Annotated in this window: 20 protein-coding genes and 1 pseudogene; 8 read left to right on the top strand and 13 right to left on the bottom strand. The window is 39.5% G+C overall.

Annotated elements, in window-relative coordinates; all coding sequences use genetic code 11:
• Positions 1–267: 267 nt before the first annotated feature.
• A pseudogene (gene pheA, locus H4J59_RS12700) lies at positions 268–1,443 on the top strand (prephenate dehydratase); the annotation flags it as partial.
• A 160-nt stretch (positions 1,444–1,603) separates the two neighbouring features.
• On the opposite strand, the gene H4J59_RS12695 reads toward pheA, so the two are convergent.
• From H4J59_RS12695 to H4J59_RS12685, 3 genes are all read right to left on the bottom strand, one after another.
• Positions 1,604–2,005: a hypothetical protein gene (locus tag H4J59_RS12695; RefSeq protein ID WP_182239907.1), complete on the bottom strand. Its 402-nt coding sequence runs from the start codon at positions 2,003–2,005 to the stop codon at positions 1,604–1,606.
• Positions 2,006–2,544: 539 nt separating this feature from the next.
• Positions 2,545–5,646: an efflux RND transporter permease subunit gene (locus H4J59_RS12690; protein WP_182239905.1), complete on the bottom strand. Its 3,102-nt coding sequence runs from the start codon at positions 5,644–5,646 to the stop codon at positions 2,545–2,547.
• On the bottom strand, positions 5,643–6,701 hold the full coding sequence (locus H4J59_RS12685) for an efflux RND transporter periplasmic adaptor subunit (protein WP_182239903.1): 1,059 nt from the start codon (positions 6,699–6,701) through the stop codon (positions 5,643–5,645). The genes H4J59_RS12690 and H4J59_RS12685 overlap by 4 nt, the downstream gene beginning before the upstream one ends.
• A 221-nt stretch (positions 6,702–6,922) precedes the next feature.
• On the opposite strand from H4J59_RS12685, the gene H4J59_RS12680 reads away from it, so the two are divergent.
• Together H4J59_RS12680 and H4J59_RS12675 are read left to right on the top strand one after the other, a co-directional pair.
• Complete coding sequence (locus H4J59_RS12680; RefSeq protein WP_182239901.1) at positions 6,923–7,657, top strand: hypothetical protein; 735 nt, start codon at positions 6,923–6,925, stop codon at positions 7,655–7,657.
• Positions 7,658–7,763: 106 nt separating this feature from the next.
• On the top strand, positions 7,764–8,360 hold the full coding sequence (locus H4J59_RS12675) for a hypothetical protein (RefSeq protein WP_182239899.1): 597 nt from the start codon (positions 7,764–7,766) through the stop codon (positions 8,358–8,360).
• 431 nt (positions 8,361–8,791) lie between these two features.
• On the opposite strand, the gene H4J59_RS12670 is transcribed toward H4J59_RS12675, so the two are convergent.
• The 8 genes from H4J59_RS12670 to rpsP form a co-directional block, all read right to left on the bottom strand.
• Positions 8,792–9,265 (bottom strand): thioredoxin family protein, encoded by a 474-nt coding sequence (locus H4J59_RS12670; protein ID WP_182239897.1) that lies wholly within the window; start codon positions 9,263–9,265, stop codon positions 8,792–8,794.
• Between the two features lie 12 nt (positions 9,266–9,277).
• Positions 9,278–10,420 carry a bifunctional chorismate mutase/prephenate dehydrogenase gene (tyrA, locus tag H4J59_RS12665; protein ID WP_182239895.1) on the bottom strand — a complete coding sequence of 381 codons (1,143 nt, stop codon included), beginning with the start codon at positions 10,418–10,420 and terminating at the stop codon, positions 9,278–9,280.
• Between the two features lie 15 nt (positions 10,421–10,435).
• The gene (locus tag H4J59_RS12660) at positions 10,436–11,560 is read right to left on the bottom strand and encodes a 3-deoxy-7-phosphoheptulonate synthase (protein ID WP_220469815.1); all 1,125 of its coding nucleotides are present in this window, start codon (positions 11,558–11,560) and stop codon (positions 10,436–10,438) included.
• Positions 11,561–11,857: 297 nt separating this feature from the next.
• Positions 11,858–13,801, bottom strand: a complete 1,944-nt coding sequence (acs, locus tag H4J59_RS12655; RefSeq protein WP_182239893.1) for an acetate--CoA ligase — start codon at positions 13,799–13,801, stop codon at positions 11,858–11,860.
• A 516-nt stretch (positions 13,802–14,317) separates the two neighbouring features.
• Positions 14,318–14,671, bottom strand: coding sequence for a 50S ribosomal protein L19 (gene rplS, locus H4J59_RS12650; protein ID WP_182190079.1), 354 nt, complete (start codon positions 14,669–14,671; stop codon positions 14,318–14,320).
• A gap of 12 nt (positions 14,672–14,683) precedes the next feature.
• A complete protein-coding gene (gene trmD / locus H4J59_RS12645) occupies positions 14,684–15,493 on the bottom strand; it encodes a tRNA (guanosine(37)-N1)-methyltransferase TrmD (protein WP_182239975.1) in 810 nt (269 codons plus the stop codon).
• A 43-nt stretch (positions 15,494–15,536) separates the two neighbouring features.
• The gene (gene rimM / locus H4J59_RS12640; RefSeq protein ID WP_404851647.1) at positions 15,537–16,067 is read right to left on the bottom strand and encodes a ribosome maturation factor RimM; all 531 of its coding nucleotides are present in this window, start codon (positions 16,065–16,067) and stop codon (positions 15,537–15,539) included.
• A gap of 28 nt (positions 16,068–16,095) precedes the next feature.
• Entirely contained in the window at positions 16,096–16,344 is a 249-nt protein-coding gene (gene rpsP, locus H4J59_RS12635) for a 30S ribosomal protein S16 (RefSeq protein WP_146879194.1), read from the bottom strand.
• Positions 16,345–16,584: 240 nt separating this feature from the next.
• Here rpsP and H4J59_RS12630 point away from each other — a divergent pair, with 240 nt between their 5' ends.
• Positions 16,585–17,565: a DMT family transporter gene (locus tag H4J59_RS12630; protein ID WP_182239891.1), complete on the top strand. Its 981-nt coding sequence runs from the start codon at positions 16,585–16,587 to the stop codon at positions 17,563–17,565.
• 163 nt (positions 17,566–17,728) lie between these two features.
• Here the strand turns inward: H4J59_RS12630 and ffh are convergent, their stop codons facing one another.
• A complete protein-coding gene (gene ffh, locus H4J59_RS12625) occupies positions 17,729–19,111 on the bottom strand; it encodes a signal recognition particle protein (RefSeq protein WP_182239889.1) in 1,383 nt (460 codons plus the stop codon).
• Between the two features lie 202 nt (positions 19,112–19,313).
• Here ffh and H4J59_RS12620 point away from each other — a divergent pair, with 202 nt between their 5' ends.
• The 3 genes from H4J59_RS12620 (at position 19,314) to H4J59_RS12610 (ending at position 22,694) form a co-directional block, all read left to right on the top strand.
• Positions 19,314–20,417, top strand: a complete 1,104-nt coding sequence (locus tag H4J59_RS12620) for an SO_0444 family Cu/Zn efflux transporter (RefSeq protein WP_310733188.1) — start codon at positions 19,314–19,316, stop codon at positions 20,415–20,417.
• Between the two features lie 112 nt (positions 20,418–20,529).
• Positions 20,530–21,330: a cytochrome c biogenesis protein CcsA gene (locus tag H4J59_RS12615; RefSeq protein ID WP_182239887.1), complete on the top strand. Its 801-nt coding sequence runs from the start codon at positions 20,530–20,532 to the stop codon at positions 21,328–21,330.
• Positions 21,331–21,416: 86 nt separating this feature from the next.
• On the top strand, positions 21,417–22,694 hold the full coding sequence (locus H4J59_RS12610; RefSeq protein WP_182239885.1) for an HlyC/CorC family transporter: 1,278 nt from the start codon (positions 21,417–21,419) through the stop codon (positions 22,692–22,694).
• Between the two features lie 904 nt (positions 22,695–23,598).
• Here the strand turns inward: H4J59_RS12610 and H4J59_RS12605 are convergent.
• On the bottom strand, positions 23,599–24,222 hold the full coding sequence (locus H4J59_RS12605) for a hypothetical protein (protein ID WP_182239883.1): 624 nt from the start codon (positions 24,220–24,222) through the stop codon (positions 23,599–23,601).
• Between the two features lie 225 nt (positions 24,223–24,447).
• Between H4J59_RS12605 and H4J59_RS12600 the strand changes: the two genes are divergently transcribed.
• On the top strand, positions 24,448–24,696 hold the full coding sequence (locus tag H4J59_RS12600) for a hypothetical protein (protein ID WP_182239881.1): 249 nt from the start codon (positions 24,448–24,450) through the stop codon (positions 24,694–24,696).
• The last annotated feature ends 58 nt before the right edge of the window (positions 24,697–24,754 follow it).

Genomic DNA, 24,754 nt, shown 5'->3' with positions numbered 1-24,754 from the left:
GATAAAAAAGGCATAAAGAAACGGTTGTACTCTGGTGTGATGGTGGCTAAAGTAAAGCTATGCAAATGACAAAACTAGCCTTTTTCTTTAACACTTTCTTTCTCTCAGTTCTCTGAGCGCGCTTTAGGTTTTGGCATTCACTAAAAAACCTCCTACCTAATGGAGGTTTTTTACTTTTAGTGGTCGCAACAAGTAACAGTAATAAATAACTCGCAGAATATGATAATAAAAGCGAATAAACTCATAACTACCTATTAGGAAAACGCGGTGAACGAAGCATTAGATTTAAATAAAATACGTGAAAAAATTACCCTACTCGATCAGCAACTATTGACATTATTTGCTGAACGCCGCGCCCTGACTTTAAATGTTGCAAAAAGCAAAGCTCATCTCATTCGTCCAGTACGAGACCAACAGCGCGAACAAGAGTTACTGATCCGCTTGATCACCCAAGGTAAAAAACTAGGTTTAGATGCGCATTACGTGACCCGTGTGTTTCAAACCATTATTGAAGATTCAGTACTAAATCAGCAGGCTTACCTGCAAACCTTAGCAAATCCAAATATACAAGAGCCGGCTGTCAGTGTCGCTTTTCTTGGTGATAAAGGTTCTTACAGCTACTTAGCAAGCCATCGTTACTTTTCTCGCCGTGCAGCAAAAATTATTGAAAGCGGTTGTCAAAGTTTTGCTGAGATTATGCAGCAAGTTGAATCTGGCTCGGTTGACTATGGCATGTTGCCAATAGAAAACACCAGTTCAGGCAGCATTAATGAAGTTTATGACGTACTGCAACATACCAACTTGTCGATTGTTGGCGAAATAACCCAACCTATTGAGCACTGCTTACTGACCGCCGTAAATACCAAACTTAATAAGATCAAAACCATTTATGCCCATGGTCAGCCATTTGCGCAATGTAGTAACTTTTTAGATAAACAAAGTGATATTCGCATTGAATACTGTGAGAGTACGGCTGATGCCATGGCTAAAGTCTATCAATTGCAAGACGACAGTGTTGCGGTTATTGGTAGCGAAGAAGGCGGTAACTTATACCAACTTCAGGCGTTGGAAAAACAGATAGCCAATCAAATTGAAAACCACAGTCGCTTCATTTTAGTGGCGCGTAAACCTATTGAGGTTGCAGAGCAAATTCCAGCAAAAACCACCTTAATTATTGCCACTGGCCAAAAGCCTGGTGCATTAGTCGAGTGCCTACTTGTACTGAAAAATAAAGGCATTAACATGTGCAAACTTGAGTCTCGCCCAATTCAAGGCCGACCTTGGGAAGAAATGTTTTATGTCGATGTAGAAGCTAATTTGAAGCACTTAGCTTTACAAGAGGCTATTAGTCAAATCACTGAACAAACAAATTTCATTAAAATTCTGGGTTGTTACCCTATCGAACACATTAGTCCAACCAGTGTCCCAAGTAGCGCACTCATATAAGCGCTAATACTTAACATAATAAAGGGCAGATAAACTGCCCTTTATTAATACATCGACTTTCTAAATGCCTAGTTCTAAATAATTAGTTCTAACTACTTAATTCTAAATGCTTAGCTTTCAATACTTATCACACACCACTACTTAATCTCAGTTCAGTTTAGATAACTACCCGTTTACGATTTTTTAGCCGAAAAATAATAGCACTAAACACTAAGATAAATAATATTGGCATAGCGGCGAACATAACGGCTGAAAACATAAACTGCCCCATTAACAAGGTTAAGCTAATAAAGCACATTGTTGGTAATAATAGCCAAAACGTATGTTCACTCGCACATAATTTAAAACCTTTATGCATAAAAAACAGTAACAATATACTGACGATACTTGCGGTAATAGCCGTGACTGCACCAGGGTAATAATCAAGCATAAAATCAGTATGAGGGTGAAGTATGCTGGGTACTGGTGCCCAATTACCGATTTGAACCAACCAAATTAATGACCCCGCAATTAGGCAACCAAAATTAAAAGACCAAAGTTTTTTATTAACCTTAAACATCAATATTTCCCAAATTTATTTTTATTATTTCCCCTATTTATATCCCAAGTATAGTTTTTAATCAAGAAGTCTGGTTTTTATACAAAAAATAGTCAGCAGTAATTTAACCTCAGTGTTTGGGTTATACCAACTTAATTAATCAGGTGGTCTACTCTATACGCAGGAAAAATGGCCAAATATAAGGTATTTATTTTAATAACTAATTGTTCTAATTATTAAATAACGCAGTAGTTGGTTATTTTAACCAGTAAAAATGATCAGATAATTAGTGAGATTAGTATTATTAAGCTTAACCTGCATTAAATGTAGAAAAGTCCCTATAACATTACTGCTATGGGGACTTTTAGATACCGGCGCTATTGAGTAGCAATTGAAATAAATAATTGATCCTTTTAAAATAGCCTAAACAACCAAGAACTATCTTGCTGACCATCACAATAGCCAGTGATTGCTTAATCAAGCGCCTGACTCTTAACTATTTATCTTTACTTATCATTGGTCACTGCTTTGATTCAACGGGTATAACTCAACTGGTATAACTACATTTTCTCTATAGCGGCTTGAGCTTGCTGGTGCTCAATTTCTTTAGTGATCACTTGTGGTGAGCCGGTATTGCGGCACAACCAATAATAAGCCCCAGGTACAACAAATAAAGTAAAAATACTGGCCAATGATACACCCGCGAAGATCACCACGCCGATCACCATTCTACTTTCAGCGCCAGGCCCCACCGCAAGTACTAATGGGATAGCACTGGTGACTGTGGTGAATGTGGTCATCACAATAGGTCTTAAACGTTGCGTGGCGGCAGTGATCAATGCTTCTTCAAAGGCGATGCCTTTGTCACGTAACTGATTGGCAAATTCAACAATTAAAATACCATTTTTTGCCGCTAAACCAATTAACATCACAATACCAATTTGACTGTATATATTTAGGCTCATTCCCATCAATTTCAGGCCTGCTAAAGCGCCAACTAAGGCTAATGGCACGGTTAACATAATCACAAAAGGATGAATGAAACTCTCAAATTGGGCTGACAATACTAGGTAGGTTATCACTAAGGCCAAAATAAAAATAAAGGCGATAGAGTTACCTGATTCTTGTAATAATTGCGACTGGCCTTTGTAGGCCACTTGCGCTTGTTCAGGTAAATGTTCAGCAACCGCCGTATTTAAAAACGCTAAGGCATCACCCAAGGCATAGCCTGTGGCTAAGTTGGCACTAATAGTGACACTGCGCAGGCGATTGAAACGATTGAGTTGCGACGATGTGGCACTCTCTTCTATCGTGATCAAGTTCGACAAGGGCACCAATTTATTACTGACCGTGGAGCGAACAAAAATATTATCAATGTCTTTAGGTTTTGAAAAGTCATTTTTCTCGCCTTTAACCACCACATAATACTCTTCACCGCGCTCAACAAAGTTAGTCACGCGGCGTTGACCCAACATAGTTTCAAGGGTGCGGCCGATATCGCCAACCGACACGCCTAAGTCGAAGGCTCTGTTGTGATCAATATTAACTAGCAGTTGTGGATAGGTTTCTTTGTAGTCACTATCAATACTTTGCAGATTCGGGTTTTCTTGCGCTTTAGCAATAATAATATCACGCCACTTTGCTAACTCTTCATAGGTGTTACCTTGCAAGACAAATTCAACCGGTGATGAAGACCCACCGCTACTTAAGCCTCGGCGCATCATGGCAAACGCTCTAACATCGGTTACTTTAGCGAGCTGACCATTTATTTTATTAATAAAATCGAAGGTATCTGTAATACGATCTTTCCAAGCGGGCATACCCACAATGGCAATACCACCCGCACCACCAAAACCGGGCACACGCACAAGCACTCGGTCAAGCTCGCCACTTTGTTGATGCACGAGTAATTCTTCTTCTATTTGCTGCATATTTTTGACGTTATTTTCATAACTTGCCCCTTCTGCACCACGCATCATGACAAAGAAGTTTCCGCGATCTTCTTTTGGTGTGTACTCTGAAGGTAATTGATTAAATAAACTGTAGACCGCAAATAGCGACAAAATAATCACAATACATATCATAAGAGGTTGATGGATACTGGCTTTTAACGAACGTCCATAAGCCGCTTCAAACTTAGCAAAGCCTAGATCCAACTTTTGACCAAACGATGAGCTACGTTCCTTATGTTTTAACATTTTTGAACACATCATTGGCGTTAACGATAATGCTGTTAAGCTAGAAAAAATAACCGCTGCCGCAATCGCAATCGCAAACTCGGTGAATAATCGTCCGACATTACCTGATAAAAAAATTAATGGCACAAACACCGCAACTAGCACTAAGGTGGTCGCAATAACTGCAAATGCTACTTCTCGCCCGCCTTCGTATGCAGCGAGCAACGGGGTTTGCCCGCGCTCAATACGGCGGTAAATATTTTCCAGTACCACAATGGCATCATCTACCACCAAACCAATGGCTAGTACCATGGCGAGTAGGGTCAATAGGTTTATTGAAAAACCAAACCACGATAGCACCATCATGGAGCCAATTAGCGCCACAGGTACGGTAACGGCTGGAATGAGTGTTGCTCTAACGTTACCCAAAAATAAAAATATAACCAACACCACCATGATCATGGCAATAGCCAGTGTGCTATATACTTCGTCAATTGAGCCTTGAATAAACACTGATGAGTCATAGCTATTGGTTATCGTGGTACCTATTGGCAAGCCACCACGAATCGACATCATCTCTTTTCGCGCCGCTTTGACTACTTCGAGGGTATTGGCTTTTGACTGTTTAATGATGCCCAAACCCACCATGTTTTTGCCATTACCACGAAACATGTTTTCTTCATCTTCCGCCGCTAAATCAATTTTAGCCACATCACCCAGATAGACCAATGATTTATCATCATTACGCGCTACCACCATAGTGGCAAAGTCATCTTCGGTTAGATAACTGCGTTCAACACGAATCGAAAAATCTCGGTCGATTGATTCCACTTCTCCCGCCGGTAATTCAACATTTTCAGCGCGCAAGGTTTGTTCTATATCATTAACAGTGATGCCTCTAGCGGCCATTGCTTTTCGGTTTAACACCACATTCATCGCATAGGTTCTACCGCCACCCACTTGCACACGTGCTACGCCATCAACCACAGAAAACCTGTCAACAATATAACGTTCGGCGTAATCAGTTAGCTGTAATGTACTCATTACCTCGCTTTGTAAAACAAACCAAACAATGGCACTTTCATCATCATTTGCCTTAGACACCTCAGGCGGTTCAGCTTGTTCTGGTAAGTTGTTTAACGCGCGCGAAATTCTGTCACGCACATCATTTGTCGCGGCGTCAATATCACGGTCCAATTCAAATTCAATTGAAATATTAGAGCGGCCCACTCGGCTAGAAGAGTTGATGGATTTAACCCCTTCAATGCCACTAATTCTATCTTCCAGTATTTGCGTGATTTTACTTTCGACAATGGCAGCAGACGCGCCAGGATAAGAGGTATTAATACTCACTACCGGCGGGTCGATATCAGGATACTCTCGAAGGGGTAAGGTTAAAAAAGCGACAATACCAAAAGTGATCAAGAGTAAATTGATTACTGTGGCAAAGACTGGTCGCTTAACTGACAGGTCAGATAAAATCACGATTTATTCCCTATGGTATTGACACTAGTACCATCACGTAGTTTTAAAGCGCCTTCGACAACCACTTCTGTGCCTACCTCTAGACCACCAATGACCTCAACAAAACCACGGTAGCGACGACCAATATCTAAGGGTTTCTTAATAGCTTTACCCGCTTCAACAACAAAAACAAAATGTTGGTCTTCAATCGGAATAATGGCACTTTCTGGTATCTGTAATATTTGCTCAACCTTGCGTACCACATGCAAATTTAACAACATGCCCGCACGTAGCTGATTATCAGCATTGTTAATTTTTGCACGTACTTTTAAGGTTCGTGTAACACTGTCTATGCGAGAGTCTATCGAGGTGACTTTACCAACAAATACTTTGTCTTTATAAGCTATATTGCTCGCTTCTATGCGCTGACCAATCGCTACGGTAGTTAAGTAACGCTCTGGAATTGAAAAATCAACTTTAATAATACTCAGATCATCTAAACTGGTGATCACATCGCCAACATTAATTAACGCACCGAGACTAATTTCGCGAAAGCCTAAAATGCCTGAAAATGGTGCTTTAATGGTAAGTTCAGCTAGCTTTATTCTGGCACTGAGTAGTTGTGCTGAAATGGCCTTAGTTTTTGCTTCTTGTTCATCAACCAGCGACTTAGCGGTGGCTTTTTGTTTGTACAAACCTTGAAAACGATTGAGTTGCGCGACAGATTCGGCAAGATTAGCCTGAAGTTCTTCGACTTTAGCCGCTTCCTCTTGGCTATTTAGCCTTACTAAAATGTCATCTTTTTTAACCGTTTCGCCATCTTGAAATAAAACCTCAGCAACAACATCTGAATATTTACTGGTAATGTACACCTGCTCATTCGCCCTTGAAGTACCAATGGCCTCGACAGAATCGTTAAAATCAACTAAATCGATTTTAACCGTTTTTACTGCGACAACACGTTGATATTTTTCTTTGCTGGAGGTCTTTTCAGGCCATTGTAAATAAATGACTAAGGCAACTAACATTCCAACCAGTAATAATAAAGGTAAGCGACGACCAATGGCAGTAGACATAAACAAAACTCTCTAAAATTGAGTAAATTATAATAATATTACTATAACTTAGATACTGACAGCGCTCGAGACAACTTAACCTAAGATTTAAGGCTTTGGTCGCAAATTAGAAAAAGTAATTAACTTCGTACTTATTAAGATATAATTTAATGAGACATAAACCAAATGAAGTATAGCGAGTACGCTCGATGCTTCATTTTTACATTTTAAGGATTGAACTCGTGAAAATTATTGCCTCAATTATTATTGTTTTATTATTACTTAGTGGTGGTGCTCTTTGGTTTTTAGCAGGAAACTCACTTAATGGCTACATTAAAGGTCAAATTGAAACGGTGGGCAGCAAAGTCACTGAACAAACGGTTACAGTAAAAACCGTTGACATTAAGATCGCTAGTGGCGCAGGTAGTATTTTAGGTATTAATTTAGCCAACCCTAAAACTTATAGTCAACCAAACGCCTTCGCTTTAGAGGAAGTAACGCTTGATATTAATTTAGAAAGCTTCGCCTCATCACCTATTATTATTGATGCTATCATCATAAAATCACCGCAAGCATTTGTCCAGTTCACCCAAACCGGTGGCTCTAATATTAAAGATATTCTCGATGCTATCAAGCGTAATACCCCTGAAACTGGGACAAGTGCTGTTGAAACTAACGCGGCTGAAGAGCCTAAAATAAAAGTCAGTAAAATTATCCTTGCTGGCACGGCGCTAACGCTTGATTTAAGTGCTTTTGGTAATAAAGTACATAATGCCACGTTACCTGATATCACATTAAGTAATGTTGGTGGTGAAACGGGTTTGCCTGCAAGCCAACTCGGTGCCGAGATTGTTAAACAAGCACTATCTCAAATTTGGCAACAAGCAAAAGCCACACAAAAGAAAAAGTTAACAGACAGTGCTAAAGAGAAATTACAAGAAAAAGCCAAGAAAAAACTAACTGACTTATTTGGCTAACTTTAGTTTTTAGCGGTCTTAAAACTCAGTCAAAATTGGTCAAAACTGGCCAAAATTAACCACTACATTTGGCTGAGTTTATAAAAAAATCACAGGACACCTTATCATGAAAGTAAATAACCGATTAACACCGCTAGCAATGCTTTGCACTTTTTTGTTATCACATGCCGCTATAGCACAGCCATTAGAGCTCAGCGTTATGTTCGGTAAAATATACAGTCCTGACTTGGTTACTAGTGACAATAGCCATATCAATATTGACTCTGGCAATAACATGGCTGTTGGTATAGCGTGGCAAGAAAATGTTAATGGCCAAGGTCAGATACTGTTGAACCGCGTTAGTCATGATTTTATTGGCGAAAATCAAGCTAATAATGAGCTAGATATCACTTATGCACATTTTAATGGTATCGCTTTGTACCGTCAGCAAAACTATGTAACGACTTTGAGTCTAGGGCTAGGTGGTGCTTATTTTGATGCCGAACAAGGTAGTGAAGAAGTGTATCCTTCTGCCAGTGTCGCCTTGGGTACTCGCTATGAAGTCTCTCCGCAAATGGCATTAGTAACCGAGTTACGTGCCTATGCCACCTTAATTGATGAGGATGACGCCATGTTTTGCCAGCAGGATATTTGCAGCGCAAACTTTAGCGATTCGCTCTGGATAGAGAGTTCAATTGCGGTCGGAATCGCCATTAAATTTTAGCTTGATAAGCGCTTAAGTCATCTGCCAGCATCCGCCTATTCTTAGCTTGAAGCTGTTACTCTAGGCAATATATAACAATGTAAAATAATGTAAAATAATGTAAAAAACAACAGATTCGTAAAAAGATCCTTAAAATTTCAAGTGCTTACTTTCATTACCATGTAACGAGTTCATGCCTGTTGCCATATGTTAACTCACCATCCGTTAAGCCAGCACAGCGGTACTTTATAGTCGCTTAATCATAACGGTATTTGTTGCTTTAATGAGTAACAGAATATCATCAGACGACAAGCTATCAAGTCTACTTATCCATTAAGCTATTACTAATTCAGCTATTATCAAAAAAGTAAGCCATGATCAAAAAAATCGCAGAGAATATAATTCATCGGCGATTTTATCTCTACATGCTCATACTTGCATTGCAAACTAAGCTATAACATCGCTGAGATATCAGCGGTTAATGACACTTTTGGACGTTCAATAATACGACCAATTTCTTTATCGTTTTGATAAACAATAAAAGTGGGGGTATATTTTATATCGTGGTTTTTAGCTGAGCCGCTTGGCTCTGACTTTGCATAATCGAGGGCAATTAAGCGATTTGAAAGCGTTGGCCTTTGAGCCACTATTTTTAAAAATTTAGGCACTTCACGCACACTGTCATGGCACCAAGAGCCAAAGTAAACTTCTATGTATAAATCCTTTGGCCAACGGTTAATTTCAGTAATTTCAAGCGCAGACAGTTGAGATGCCTGATAATTTTGCTGGAAAAATTTATGATTAGCCATCAGTTGCTGTTGGCTAATTTCACCAATAGTCATCGGCGCTTTTTCTCCCTGACTATTGGCGCAGCCAGAAACAACAACAAGCATAATACTTGATAGCGTCACCGCAAATTTTCTCATCTCATTCCTTGTTTAGTATTTTTTTAGCTGGTCTGCTTTTGCCAACATCACTTTACTTTCCTGCATAAAAATATCAGCATAATCACCAAAGTAATCAGCAACCTGTGAAAATGTCTCAGTAAAAGCGGCTTTATCATTTGATTGCACATCTTCAAGTAATGATAAAAATCGATAGGCAAAACGCTTCATCATAGCAATGTTGTCTTGATTGGCGAAAATAATATCAGTATAAAGTTCAGGGTTTTGAGCAAACAAACGCCCGACCATAATTAACTCCAAACGATAAATAGGTGAACTCATCTCCACCAATTGCGCTATATCAGCGCCTTCAGTCATTAAGTGGTAACCATAAGCTATGGTTGAGAAATGTCGCATGACTTGCACCATAGACATGGCTTGATCATGTGTGTGTGCTTCAACCGGATGGATTTTTGCCCCCCAAACATTAAATTGCTCTAGTAGCCAATGATACTGTTGTGGAAAGCGACCTTCGCAAGCAATAATAGTTTGCTTAACTAAACCGGTGACATCAGGCCCAAACATCGGATGTAATCCAACCACAGGGCCAGCATGTACTTTCATCATTTCATATAATGGCGCTTCTTTAATACTGGTAACGTCTGCCAAAATACAGTTTTCAGGCAAGGTGCCTAATTTTTGGATAACTAAAGTGGTTAATCGAATCGGCACAGCAACAATGACCAAACTCGCCTCGGCTAAAATATCAGCACTATTTGGCCAGTCAGCTTGCTCTAAAACCTGTACTTGATAGCCAGAACGAGTAAATAAATCAACAAAAATACGCCCCAATTGCCCCTTACCACCAATGACAATGACTTTTTTGCAATCAGGATTGACACAACGATAGCCACTAGCATCTTGGCTAACATAAGAGTCTTGCATCAAGCGTCGCAGAATATCTTCAATTAATTCTGGCGACAAACCGGCATCTATTGCTTGCTGGCGACGTACCTTTAATAAGCTCGCTTCACGCTCAGGGGCAAAAATTGGCATACCCGCTGCGCTTTTTAATGAACCCACTTTGGTGGTAACAAGGCGACGCTTTGCCAACAATGCCACTAATTGACCGTCAATATCGTCAATTTCATCGCGTAACACACCTAAACTTTGCTCAAATGTAAGTTCGTTGTTCATTGTAGCTGCTTATTCCTATTCACTAACGGTTGAATTAATCCGTTGTTTTAAAACCACTTCAAGTTTAGCACTCGCCGCTGAAATAAGCTGCTCTGTAGTTTCAAAATCGATACAAGCATCTGTCACAGAAACGCCATATTTCAGCTGGTCAATGGGTAACTCTGAACTTTGATTACCCGCATTTATATTACTCTCTAACATAATGCCAATAATAGTCTTATTGCCAGCACAAATTTGATCGAAAACATTATCAGCCACTAACGGTTGACGACGGTAGTCTTTATTAGAATTACCGTGCGAACAATCGACAACGATACCCGGCTCTAAATTTTGTTTGGCCAGTTCTTCTTCACATAAAGCGACATTAACCGCATCGTAGTTCGGCTTTTTTCCGCCACGCAAAATGACATGACCGTCAGGATTACCAGAAGTTTTAATCAGTGCCACTTGCCCTAAGCGATTGATACCCATAAAACGATGTGAAGAGGCGGCTGACTGCAAAGCATTAATAGCAACACCAAGACCACCACTGGTACCATTTTTAAAGCCAATCGGCATCGACAAGCCACTGGCCATTTCACGGTGGGTTTGTGACTCTGTGGTGCGTGCACCAATAGCCGACCAACTAAATAGCTCAGCTAAATATTGTGGGCTGATTGGATCTAGCGCTTCAGTCGCCAACGGCAAACCTAACTCGGTTAAATAAATCAATAATGCACGGGCCTTGCGAAGGCCAGTTTCCACATCAAATGAACCATCCATATGCGGATCATTAATCAGACCTTTCCAGCCAACCGTAGTGCGCGGCTTTTCAAAGTAAACTCGCATAACAATATATAAACTATCTTGATATTTATCGTGTAATTTTTTTAGTTGTCTTGCATAAGCTTTGGCACCTTCAAGATCATGTACAGAACAGGGGCCGGCAATGACTAACAAGCGATGATCTTTTTTGTGAATAATATTAGCAATGATTTCGCGAGCATTTTTAACAAAAACACGGCCTGCTTCTGGCAGCGGTAACTCTTCTCGTAAAGCATTAGGGGTAATTAAGACATCTTCGGCATTTACGTGAATATCGTTCAACCTGCTTTTAGGTATTTGGTTTGCGTCTGACGCCGTTAAGGTATTGTTTGACATGATTCTTTCCTAAATATAGAACAATAAATGTGAATGTTAAGTAAAGTATTTTGGCTAGCCACTATTTCTATCAATAGTCATGGACGAGAAGAGCAACTAGTTAAAGTATGGGAGGTAATAATATCGATACTGCAGATTGTACATTTCTTACGCCCTTCTTACTGTAAAATAAAGTTTACTTGTTTTGTATCATTTATATTACACTATAATTTACTCACGTACAGCCCTATTATCAAATATATGACATAAAAAAAGCGCCAAATGGCGCTTTTTTCTTAATTGTTTATATAAACAATTTTATTTATGCACAATACGATTCTTAACTAAGTTCTCGACAACTGCGGGATCAGCTAAAGTTGAGGTATCACCTAAGGTATCTACGTCATTCTCAGCAATTTTGCGTAAAATACGACGCATAATTTTACCTGAACGGGTTTTAGGTAGTCCTGGAGCATATTGAATGTAGTCAGGTTTAGCAAAACGGCCTAATTCTTTCGCTACAAACTCAGTTAACTCACGTAATAACTCATCTGACTCTGTCGCATTACTCATTAAGGTGACATAAGCATACACACCTTGGCCTTTAATTTCGTGCGGATAACCAACAACAGCCGCTTCAGCAACGGCGGGGTGCAATACCAAAGCACTCTCAATTTCAGCTGTACCTAGTCGGTGACCAGAAACATTCAGCACATCATCAACACGACCGGTTATCCAATAAAAACCGTCTTCATCACGCTTAGCACCATCACCGGTAAAATAATTACCTGGATATTGGCTAAAGTAGGTTTGATAGAAGCGATCATGATCACCATAAACACTGCGTAATTGACCAGGCCAACTGCCTGTCATCATTAATAAGCCTTGGTTTGCGCCTTCAAGCGTATTTCCGTCTTTGTCAAAGAGTGCTGGTTTAACACCAAAAAATGGTTTACCTGCTGCCCCTGGTTTCATATCAACAGCTCCTGGCAAAGAGGTAATTAAAATGCCACCCGTTTCTGTTTGCCACCATGTATCAACAATAGGACAATTACTTTTACCCACAACCTCATAATACCAATGCCATGCTTCTGGGTTAATCGGTTCACCTACCGTACCTAAAAGACGCAACGATGATAAATCCGCTTTTTCAACAAAGCTATCACCAACACTCATCAAGGCGCGAATAGCAGTTGGCGCGGTATAAAAAACATTGACTTGGTGCTTATCGCACACCTGCCAAAAACGACTAGCGTCAGGATAAGTCGGCACACCTTCAAAAACCAGTGTGGTTGCACCATTGGCTAACGGGCCGTAAAAAATATAAGAATGGCCAGTAATCCAGCCTGCATCTGCCGTACACCAATAAACTTCACCGTCTTTGTAATCAAAAACATATTTATGGGTCATAGCGGCGTAAAGTAAATAGCCACCACAAGTATGTAATACACCTTTAGGTGTGCCTGTTGAACCAGAGGTATATAAAATAAAGAGTGGATCTTCAGCGTCCATCACTTCCGGCTCACAAACGGCAGGAAGCTTAGCGACTTCTTGTTGGTAGTTCACATCAATTTTATCATTCCATGCCACATCGCCACCTGTGCGTTGCACAACAATAACTGAGTGAACATTTGGACATTCAGCAACGGCTGCATCAACATTTACTTTCAATGGAATAACGCGACCACCTCGAAGACTTTCATCCGAGGTAACAACGACTTTACAGTCAGCGTCAGCGATACGTGAACGAATAGCTTCAGTAGAGAAACCACCGAATACCACTGAATGCACTGCGCCTATGCGGGCACAAGCTAACATGGCATAGCCAATTTCTGGAATCATTGGCATATAAATACAGACACGGTCACCTTTTTTCACGCCACGTGCTTTGAGTAAGTTAGCAAAACGACAGACATGATCATGCAGCTCTTGATAGGTTATTTTTTTATCTTCGCTAGGGTCATCACCTTCCCAAATAATAGCGATATCATCAGCTTTGCTGACTAAATGACGATCAATACAGTTGTAACTAACATTTAATTTACCACCAGAAAACCATTTGATATTAGCAGACTTAAGGTCTACATCTGAAACACTGTCCCAAGGCTTATACCAATCAAGGAACTGTTCAGCTTGCTCAGCCCAGAAAACATCAGGTTGTTCAATTGACTGCTTGTACATTGCGTCATATTTCGCTGCATCAATATAGGTGTGGGCTTTTGCTTGTGCTAATACGGGAAAATGGCTTTTTAGTTTTTGCATGCTTAATCCTTGAAATCTTGTTATTTAATGGCTTGTTGAGACGTCGAAGCAAAACCTCATTCAACTATCGATCAATTTTTTAACTTACCAACATAATAGCTTAACTTTTCGTGATGGGACACACCACTTAAGTCGAATATTCATGAATTATTTATATAAGTTTGAGATGGAATAAGTCTAATAGGAATGTTTGAAATACGGCATAATAGCGTTTTAAAAATAAATAAAATATTTAAATCAAGAGGATAGAATAAACTCTAGCAAATATTGAGGCGTTAAAATAAAACCAGTGTTGACTATTTTCTGTACTTGCCTAAGCACAGAAACACAATAACAACGAAAATAAACCTACAGTCGCTGGCTCAGGCACTGCTACGGTAAGGATATTCCCTGCTTTTATTGTAGTTTTTCTAACGTTACAGCTTCTCGATAAGTAAAAAACACACAAAAAAGCCTATTTGGTTTCCCAAACAGGCTTTTCTCAAACTAACTAACAATACGCGTATTAAAGGGGAATTATCTTTTTCCCAATTTCTCTTTAATACGTGCTTTACGACCAGATAGCTCGCGTAAGAAGTATAGCTTAGCTTGACGTACATCGCCGCGACGCTTGACTACAATTGAGTCAACGATTGGGCTATGTGTCTGGAATACACGCTCTACACCAACACCGTTCGAAGTTTTACGAACAGTGAATGCAGAATTGATGCCGCGGTTTTTAATAGCGATTACAACACCTTCAAATGCTTGAAGACGTGATTTTTCACCTTCTGTAACTTTTACTTGTACCACAACTGTATCGCCTGGGCGGTAGTCTGGTGCATCTGTTCTCATTTGCTCGGCTTCGAGCTGCTTAATAATATTACTCATAATACCTTCTTCCTAGGTTTCACAGTCATCAGCAGCATTTTTATTATTAGCCTTAATGGCAATTAACATTTTTTGCTGCTCTGCTGTCAGAGCTAGGTTAGTTAAAAGTTCCGGTCTTCTAGTCCAAGTTCTTTCTAACGACTGATATTGGCGCCATTGCCTTATATGTTCGTGATTACCACTTAATAGCACTTTAGGAACAGACTTTGCTTCGTTTACCGAAACGTCCATAACCTCTGGCCGAGTGTAATGTGGACAATCCAATAAGCCGTCAGAAAATGAATCCTGCTCAGCTGATTGTTGATGTCCTAATACTCCAGGCACAAAGCGTGCTACGGCATCGATTATGTTCATAGCAGGTAATTCCCCGCCACTTAAGACATAATCCCCGACCGACCATTCTTCGTCAATTTCAGACTCTATTAGTCGCTCGTCTATACCTTCATAACGTCCTGCTATAAATATCAGTCGGTCATGTTGTGCTAATTCACGTACACCAGCTTGGTCCAATTTCCGTCCTTGCGGCGACAAATAAATAACCTTCGCTCTACCCTTTTCTTTAATAAGATCAAGGCTGCTATCTTCATCTGCAGCTTTTCTTGCAGCTTGTATAGCATCACGTAATGGTTTAACCATCATAAGCATCCCTGGGCCGCCACCGTAAGGTCGGTCGTCCACAGTGCGATGTTTATCATGAGTAAAATCTCTTGGGTTCCACTTATGAAACTCAATTAGACCATTACGTATCGCTCGGCCTGTCACCCCATACTCAGTAATTGCGTCAAACATTTCGGGAAAAAGGCTTATCACCCCAATCCACATTTTCTTATCACTAAGCATGTTTGTTAATACACTCTTACTCAAGTTAGAAACCTGGGTCCCAGTCAACACAAATTTGTTTATCTTCAGCGCTTATCGAAAGTATAACTTGGTCCATTAAGTAAGGTATTAACCTTTCTTTTTTACCAAAGCCATCTTTCAGATTAGCTTTAACAACCAGTACGTCGTTAGCGCCCGTTTCCATTATGTCGGAAACCCGACCCAGGTCGTAACCTTTGTCAGTAACTACGGCCATGCCGATTAGATCACGCCAATAAAACTCACCTTCAGGTAAGTCTGATAGCGCCTCTTCGCTGACAAATATCTCTGAACCGACGAGCTTTTGGGCTACATCGCGATCATCAATACCTGCCACTTTAACCACAAGACCATTGTTATGTTTGCGCCAATCGGTAATCTCTACTGATTGAATCTTATTCCCTAATTTTAAAGACCAAGGAAAATAGTCTAGAATGGCTTCTTGGTCATCTGTGAATGAATGAATTTTCAACCAACCCTTGATACCGTAGACTGCGCCTACTTTACCTAAAGTGACATCTTTACCAATAACTTCCACAACAAACTCCTAAAACCTACCAATTAAATTAAGCTGCTTTGTTAGCATCTTTAATTAATTTGGCCACACGATCAGATACAGTTGCACCTTGACCAACCCAATGGTTGACACGGTCTAAGTCTAAACGTAATTTTTCCGCTTGACCTTGCGCTGTAGGGTTGAAAAAACCAACTTTCTCGATGAAACGACCATCGCGAGAGTTACGGCTATCTGCAACAACAACCTGATAGAATGGACGCTTCTTTGCGCCGGCACGAGCTAAACGAATGGTAACCATATCGTCCTCTATATAATTTAAGTGTTAAAACGAATTTCCCAGACATTTCCGTCGACTAAGCAACAGAAAAGCTCGCGTATATTACGCTTTTCTGTTGACAAAGCAACCTAAAGCTAGCCTTGGATGAATTATTTCGTAAATTAGTTACCTGTGTTACTAATATAACGATATAATCCACGTCTGCAAAACCAAGCGCCATATACCCGCGCTTTAATTCACTCTTTCTAGCCGGCGAAAACTATGACTCAGCTCGCAAACACCCGTATAAAAGGATTAATGCTAGCGATGACCACGGCTATTATGTGGGGATTACTGCCATTAGCGCTAAAATCTGTTTTAGTATTAATGGACGCTTATACTATTACTTGGTATCGCTTCGTGTTCGCTGCATTTTTTGTGACCCTATTTTTATCAGCAACCAGAAAAATACCTAGCTCAGCACTGCAACAAACTAGCGTCATGAAACGACTATTGCTTGCTGCTATTCTGTTGAGTTTTAACTACATACTGTATCTGGTTTCATTGCACTATATACCAGTAGAAACTGCACAAATGCTCATTCAAATGGCGCCCTTTTTCATGTTACTGGGCAGTGTTGTTGTAATGAAGGAACACTTTAGCCGTGGTCAAATGGTCGGCTCTTTGGTGCTTATCTCAGGTTTGTTATTGTTTTTTAATCAACAATTTATTAATAGCAGTGGTATTGATAGACATGATTTTTTACTTGGCTTTATCATTATGTTTGGGGCGGCAATAACTTGGGCGGCCTATGCGATCATGCAAAAACAAATGTTACGTTATTACAGCTCAAACCAAATAATGTGGTGTATTTACTTATTAAGTGCCCTGTTTTTTTTACCCTTGGCAAGCCCGGAAAAAATAAAGTCTTTAGATGATACCGCATTACTTTTGTTATTTTTTTGCTGCGCTAACACTCTCATTGCCTATGGCACTTTTGCCAAGTCATTAGAATATCTGTCAACCGCCAAAGTGAGTGCAACCTTGGCGATAACACCCTTACTTACCGTGATGTTTGCCACTATCGCTGAGCAAATTTGGCCAACCGCATTCCAAGCACAACAGTTAAATGCGCTCGCTTATATTGGAGCCAGCTTTGTGGTGTTAGGCTCAATGCTGACTGCCCTCGGTAATAGAATACTTAATAGAAAAAATATAAATGCAGTTAAAGAGTACTTAAGATTTAACAATAAAAGCGCTTGATTTAGCCGCTATGACCCACATTGAGTAAAGAAAAATCATAGATGAGAGCAGAGATTTATAACAAACTCCTGTCATGTAATTCTAGAATAGAAAAGTGTAGAAACTAAAAAAGGTAGCCACATGCTACCTTTTTTGGTTTCAAAATATGATTTAGCTTAATAGGTTAACGACCCGGCATACCGCCGCCCATGCCACCACCTGGAGGCATCATGCCTTTCATTGAGCGCATCATTTTTTGCATGCCACCTTTACCCGACATTTTTTTCATCATTTTTTGCATTTGAGTAAATTGTTTGAGCAATTTATTAACGTCTTGTATTTGCGTACCCGAACCGGCAGCAATACGACGCTTGCGTGAACCTTTAATAACGTCAGGGCGTTGTCGTTCGGCTTTGGTCATCGAGTTAATCATAGCTTCCATGCGAATGGTCACTTTGTCATCCATTTGGCCTTTAACTTGTTCCGACATATTGCCCATACCGGGTAATTTATCCATCATGCCCATCATGCCGCCCATGCTTTTCATTTGCACAAGTTGGTCACGAAAGTCTTCTAAATCAAAACCTTTACCACTTTTTACTTTTTTGGCTAATTTTTCGGCTTGTTTCTGATCAACCTTTTGCTCGACCTCTTCAATTAAAGAAAGTACATCACCCATACCCAGTATACGAGAAGCAATTCTGTCTGGATGAAAAGGCTCTAAGGCTTCAATTTTTTCGCCAACCCCCATAAACTTGATGGGTTTACCAGTAATATGGCGAATAGATAACGCCGCACCACCACGAGCATCACCGTCAGTTTTGGTTAAGATAATACCGGTTAATGGTAAAGCATCATTAAAGGCTTTAGCGGTATTAGCCGCATCTTGACCTGTCATGGCATCAACCGTGAACAAGGTTTCAATGGGGTTAATGGCGGCGTGTAACTGTTGGATCTCAGCCATCATTTCGCCGTCGATGTGCAAACGTCCGGCGGTATCCACAATAACGACATCAAAAAAGTTTTTCTTCGCGTGGTCAATCGCTCCGTTGGCAATATCAATAGGCTTTTGGTTAATGTCACTCGGGAAAAAGCCAACGTTAATTTCAGTGGCTAACATTTCCAGTTGTTTAATCGCTGCGGGGCGATAAACATCAGCACTCACCACAAGCACTTTTTTCTTTTCACGCTCAGTTAAAAATTTAGCTAACTTAGCAACAGAGGTAGTTTTACCTGCACCTTGTAAGCCGGCCATTAACACAACAGCTGGTGGCGCTGTTTTTAGGTTAAGGGCTTCATTAACTTCACCCATGGCCATTTCAAGTTCAGTGCGAACAATTTTTACAAAAACCTGACCTGGCGTTAAGCTTTTAGAAACATCTTGCCCAACAGCACTTTCTTTTACTTTGGCAATAAAATCACGAATAACCGGTAAAGCGACATCAGCCTCTAATAAGGCCATCCGTACTTCACGTAAAGTTTCTTTTATATTGTCTTCAGTTAAGCGACCACGGCCACTGATATTTTTTAGTGTTTTCGTTAAACGATCGGAAAGATTTTCAAACATAAATGACTCAAATATTAACTTTGCGCAAAAAATTACCTCTATTATACCCGTACAATTAATTAGCGAAAGTAGAAGTTATGTTTTTAAGCTAATGATGAGATTTAATCTCACGATATGTAGACAAAAAAGCCTAGTTATAGATCAATAACAGTGAAAAAATTTATGATAAACTCTTGTTAATTACCTCACTTTTGGACCAAGTGTGAATACCTTTATTTTATTTTTTGACAATTTATTACAGCTCAGCGTCGAAGCTAGCCCGTGGCTATTGCTCGGTTTACTTATTGCCGGCCTAATGAAAGCTTGGGTACCCACTAAAATTTTAAGCCAGCATTTAGGTCATGGGAATAAAGCTATTATTAAAGCGGCATTTATTGGTGCTCCATTGCCCTTATGTTCATGTGGTGTGATCCCTGTGGCGACTGAGCTACGACGCTCAGGCGCTTCAGCTCCTGCCACTGCAGCTTTTTTAGTCGCAACACCTGAAACTGGCGTAGATTCGGTGTCGGTTTCCTATGCTTTGTTAGGGCCTGTTCTCGCCATTTATCGCCCAGTAACGGCAATATTATCGGCAATTTTTACCGGTATGATAGTTGCAACATCCAAAGATAGCTTTACCCGAGTAAAAAGTCACAACACGCATGGTGAATTAACAACTTGTTGTGCAAAAACAACAGCCGCAACTAAAGCCAAAGCTGCCGAGCCATCCAGTTCGTGCTGTGAAAACAAGTCAACAAAGCTTAGCCATTCAGCACTTAGCCATTCAGTAATAGCGAAAACATTAGCCGGCATTCGCTATAGCGCAACACAATTAATTGATGACTTAGTGCGCTGGCTATTATTAGGCTTATTGTTTGCCACTGCAGTAAGAACATTTGTACCTACATCATTTTTATTAAGCTATGGCAGTGGCTTAGGCGCTATGTGGGTGATGATTGCACTGTCGATTCCTATGTATATATGTGCTACTGCCTCAACACCTATTGCCGCTGGCTTTATTATGGCAGGCATTTCTCCAGGTACTGCATTAGTCTTTATGATGGCAGGGCCGGCCACTAACATTTCAACCTTAGGCGTGATCAAAAATGAAATGGGTAGTAGTGTATTGATAAAGTACCTTTTAGGCATTAGCATTTCTGCCATTAGTTTTGGTTTATTATTGGACTGGGGGCTAGTCTATTTTAACATTGATATTAGTCAGCAAATGCAACACAGTCACCAATTAATACCTTTTTGGTTTGGCTTAACTTGTCTTGGCATATTAACATTCTTAGCCATTAAACCTTTGCGTAAACTCTTGATATAAAATAAACAATAGTATGGAGTCTGCTAGTGGTTCTGCTAGAATCGCTATAGTAAATATTAACTAGCCGTATTATTTACCTTGTGGACAATTTTTAATTTTTTTGGAGCTCTTTGTGGAATTTTCAAGTATCAGTTCATTTACTGCGTTTGTATGCTACAGCGTGGCGACGGTATCAATTTTATCGCGTTTATTTCATCCGAAAGGACCGAACTTAATCATTACCTTGATTTTTGCCTGTTTGGCAATTGTTTTTCATGTATTAAGTAGCTCACAATTTTTATTTACCCATAACCACCTTAATTTCTCACTACCTAATGTGGTTTCGCTGGTCAGTTTAATTATTACCTTAGTTATTTCTACGGTCGCTTTACGCTTTAAGGTAAATTTATTATTACCCGTGATTTATGGTTTTGCTGGCCTTTGGCAACTCAGTATGATTTTCATTTCACCTGTAGGTAATATGGCAATTGTTAGCGATAAGCTTGCCATGTTAAGCCACATTACTTTAGCCCTTATTGCCTATTGTATTTTAGTTATCGCCACTTTGTATGCCTTCCAAGTTGCCTATATCAATAAAAAATTAAAAAGTAAAAATATACAAGCTGTGCATCACTTACCGCCTTTAATGCAAGTTGAACGCCAGTTATATATTATTTTACTCTTGGGTAGCATCTGCCTATTGCTCAGCCAAGTATTAGGCTTTGTGTTTCTTGACGGCATGATCTCAAAAGTAAATGCGCATAAAACTATTTTATCGCTGATCGCCTGCAGTATTTATTTCTTAACGTTATGGGGGCATTTTAAACAAGGTTGGCGTGGCCAACGGGTACTAGTATTAACCGTAATTGCCACCTTCATACTGACTTTAGCTTATTTTGGTAGCCGATTTGTGAAAGAATTTCTCTTATTATAATTTTTAGGGTATAAGTTAACTTTGTATTACTTTTCCACCTTGGTCTTGTAATACTGCTTATAAATAACGCATCAATAGGATCCCTTTTGGATAACATCTCTACCGATATGCTGTTTGTCGTACTCGGCATTCTCATATTCATATCAGCCTATTTCTCTGGTTCTGAAACAGGCATGATGTCAATTAACCGGTATCGGTTAAAACACTTAGAAAAACAAAATCATAGTGGCGCAAAAAGGGTCAGTAAATTACTGGCAAAACCAGATAAATTAATTGGCCTGATCCTGATTGGCAATAACTTAGTCAATATTTTTGCCACCCTAATTACCGGCATCATAGCGCAACGATTGTACGGCGACGCAGGCGTGTTTTATTCCGGTTTGTTGCTGACGTTGGTTATTTTGATTTTTGCTGAAATAACGCCAAAAACCTTAGCCGCATTGTATCCAGAAAAAGTTGCGTTTCCGAGTTCATTGATCCTCGTTTTGCTTTTAAAGCTACTCTACCCTTTCGTTATTGCGGTCAATTGGATCACCAATGGCATATTAGCCATATTAGGGATTAGTTCAGAACAACGTGAACAACACAGTTTAAGCTCTGAAGAATTACGCACCGTGGTAAATGAATCAGGTGCCTTATTGAAATCTCAAGATCAAGACATGCTGGTGGGTATTCTCGATTTAGAAAATGTCACCGTTGAAGATATTATGATCCCGCGTAATGAACTGGTTGGCATCGATATCAATAACGAGTGGAAACGCATCCAAAAACAACTTACTCAGTCAAACCATACCCGAGTATTATTATATCGTGACAATATTGACGATGTAGTAGGTTATGTTCACATGCGTGATGCCTTGCGATTAGTCTCAAAAGAACAATTCACCAAAGCAACCTTGTTACGTGCTGTGCGAGAAATTTATTTTATTCCTGAAGGTACTCCTCTCAATGTACAACTGTTAAAATTTCAACATGCAAAAGAGCGCATAGGCTTAGTGGTTGATGAATATGGTGATATTCAAGGTTTAGTCACCTTAGAAGATATTCTTGAAGAAATTGTCGGTGATTTCACTACAACGATGACGCCAACCACCAGTGATGAAGTTAATATTCAACCCGACGGTAGCTATTTAGTCGATGGCAGTGCCACTGTACGTGACGTGAATAAAGAAATGGCGTGGAATTTTCCCACTGATGGCCCAAAAACTATCAATGGCTTAATTTTGGAATACCTTGAAGATATTCCAGAAGCAAACTTAAGCGTTAGAATAGCAGGCTACCCGTTGGAAATAATTGCAGTAAAAGACAATATGATCAAAACAGTTAGAATTTTACCTGATTTTTATGATGGTATGAAATCTTAGCGATTTAAAGGCTAAACTACCTTTTCGCGCAAAGGCATCGTTGAACGTAAGTCAACGGTGCCTTTTTCTTATGACCTCTTCAATAACTAAGCTTTAATAGCGAGCTACCCTACTCAGTTATTCATTTTATCTTATAATGCCGATCAGTAAATGACATTGTTCCCAAAGCATTCCCAGCTCATTTTTAAGGCTTTTTGTGGATAGAACGTTCGCCAACGAGACTTACTAACAAGGTTATACACAGCTCTAGATCTGAAGACGATTTTTCCACAATTTCTGTGGATAACAAATGCCAGCCCTCTAACAAATAGCCTTTGAATTTTGCAATCGGTTTTTTGAAATAAAATGAATTTTTTTTTAAAAATCACTGCGTTTATTTTCTAGCCCTTATTCACATTGAGTTGTTAAAAAATAATACTATTTTTATCAACTTTGGCAAGAACTATGCTATGGAACTAACGAATAAAAGGGTGCAGTAAAGTTATGTAATAGCACAGTCTAATTATAAAGCGAGATGGGACTAATTCAGTCAGCAGGCATTTGATTAAGCTTTAACAACAGCACAGCTTTTAGAGTAGTGGAGCTAATAGCCATTTCATTAAGTATGGCCCACTTGTGTTGGTTAACCCCCCAACACAGCGGTATGCTCAACCAAATAAATCACCTACAAGCTTGACTATATTGTCATTTTTCTACTATTAATCTCGCGCTATTGAATAAAAACCCGTGGTAAGGATAAGTCGTAGGAGCCAAGCATAATAGACTAACAGTGTAAGGCATCGGCAATCTGAAGTGGGATAAAAGCTTGCCATTGCTTTAGTAGCGGCTAGTAATATTGCTAGTAATAAAGCGACAAAAATAACGAGAGGCTAAAAACTTGTTAACCTCTGTCGTAGTAAATGAATTAATCACCAAAAAATAAACGCCATAACCAACCATGATTAAGTTCTTCTTCACAGCTTTTAAGCTGACTTGAATAACTCTTACCACGACGATCGACTTTTCGGGCTACCTTACTTAACCAAGGTTTTTTCTTATAACTTTTATGTTTAAAGCCGCCCCAACCTTCATGGTAATTTAAATACTGGTTGTAGCCATCCCATTTAGAGACCTTATTAATTTTTTGAGTTTTAAAAATAAACCACCCCATAAAATCGATAGCATCTTCAAAGTCATCACGATCAGCACCCGAATTGTCAGTTTCTCTCACGTAGTCTGCCCAAGTCATAGTTTTTGCTTGTGAATAGCCATAAGCGCTGCTAACTCTACCCCAAGGAATGAACCCTAGCAGGTAGTCCCTAGGAGGCAATGCACCCGCTTTAAATGAGCTTTCTTGATACATCATACTCATCGGCACATGAATAGGTACACCCCAACGTTCGCGCACTTCTTTTGCAATAAAGTACCAATCTCTATGTTCACGGAATATTTCGCATAAATTTTCTGGATTTTTTGGTGGGCTAGTCGCGCAACTTGATAACGTTAAGCAAGCTAACGCAGAAATAATAAGTGTTTTAAAAAAGGCCATGAATGCAGTTACTTAGTTTTGAGTGATAATATCATGCCAGAATATTGTCGAATTTTCAGATTAAAGTCGCCATATATGGCACTTTTTTCTAGCACCCGCTTGGAAAATCTATTCTGATGCATAAAATAAAAACACAATAATCACATCATATTCAAATAGACGCTACATACTATATAAAATTTATCTACGTTTAGGCACTTATTACCTTTTAGTCATGTTCGTTTCGTGAATAAGCACGTACTAGCTAGTGACTTTATTTATTTCACAGCAGATTCATTGTTTGAATCTACATTACTAGGGGAATTTTTTTACCCTAAACTTATGTTAACTATTAAGTTAACTTTGATGGACTTGTTGGTGAATCATGCTGATTATAAAACAAACAAAACAAACGTTAATGTCATGTCATGGAAGCAAGTTCCTGCTGAGTGTTCATTAAGAAATGAAGAAAAAAGAGGAGGAAAGAACAAATAAATCGTATAAAAAATGAACTGCAAAAGAAATAACCAGTCATAATACATGAAAGTAAAAC

The sequence above is a fragment of the Colwellia sp. MB02u-10 genome (genome assembly GCF_014077185.1).
Taxonomy (GTDB): domain Bacteria; phylum Pseudomonadota; class Gammaproteobacteria; order Enterobacterales; family Alteromonadaceae; genus Cognaticolwellia.
The sequence above is the reverse complement of the archived record's forward strand: the minus strand, read 5'-3'. Positions and strand labels throughout refer to the sequence as shown.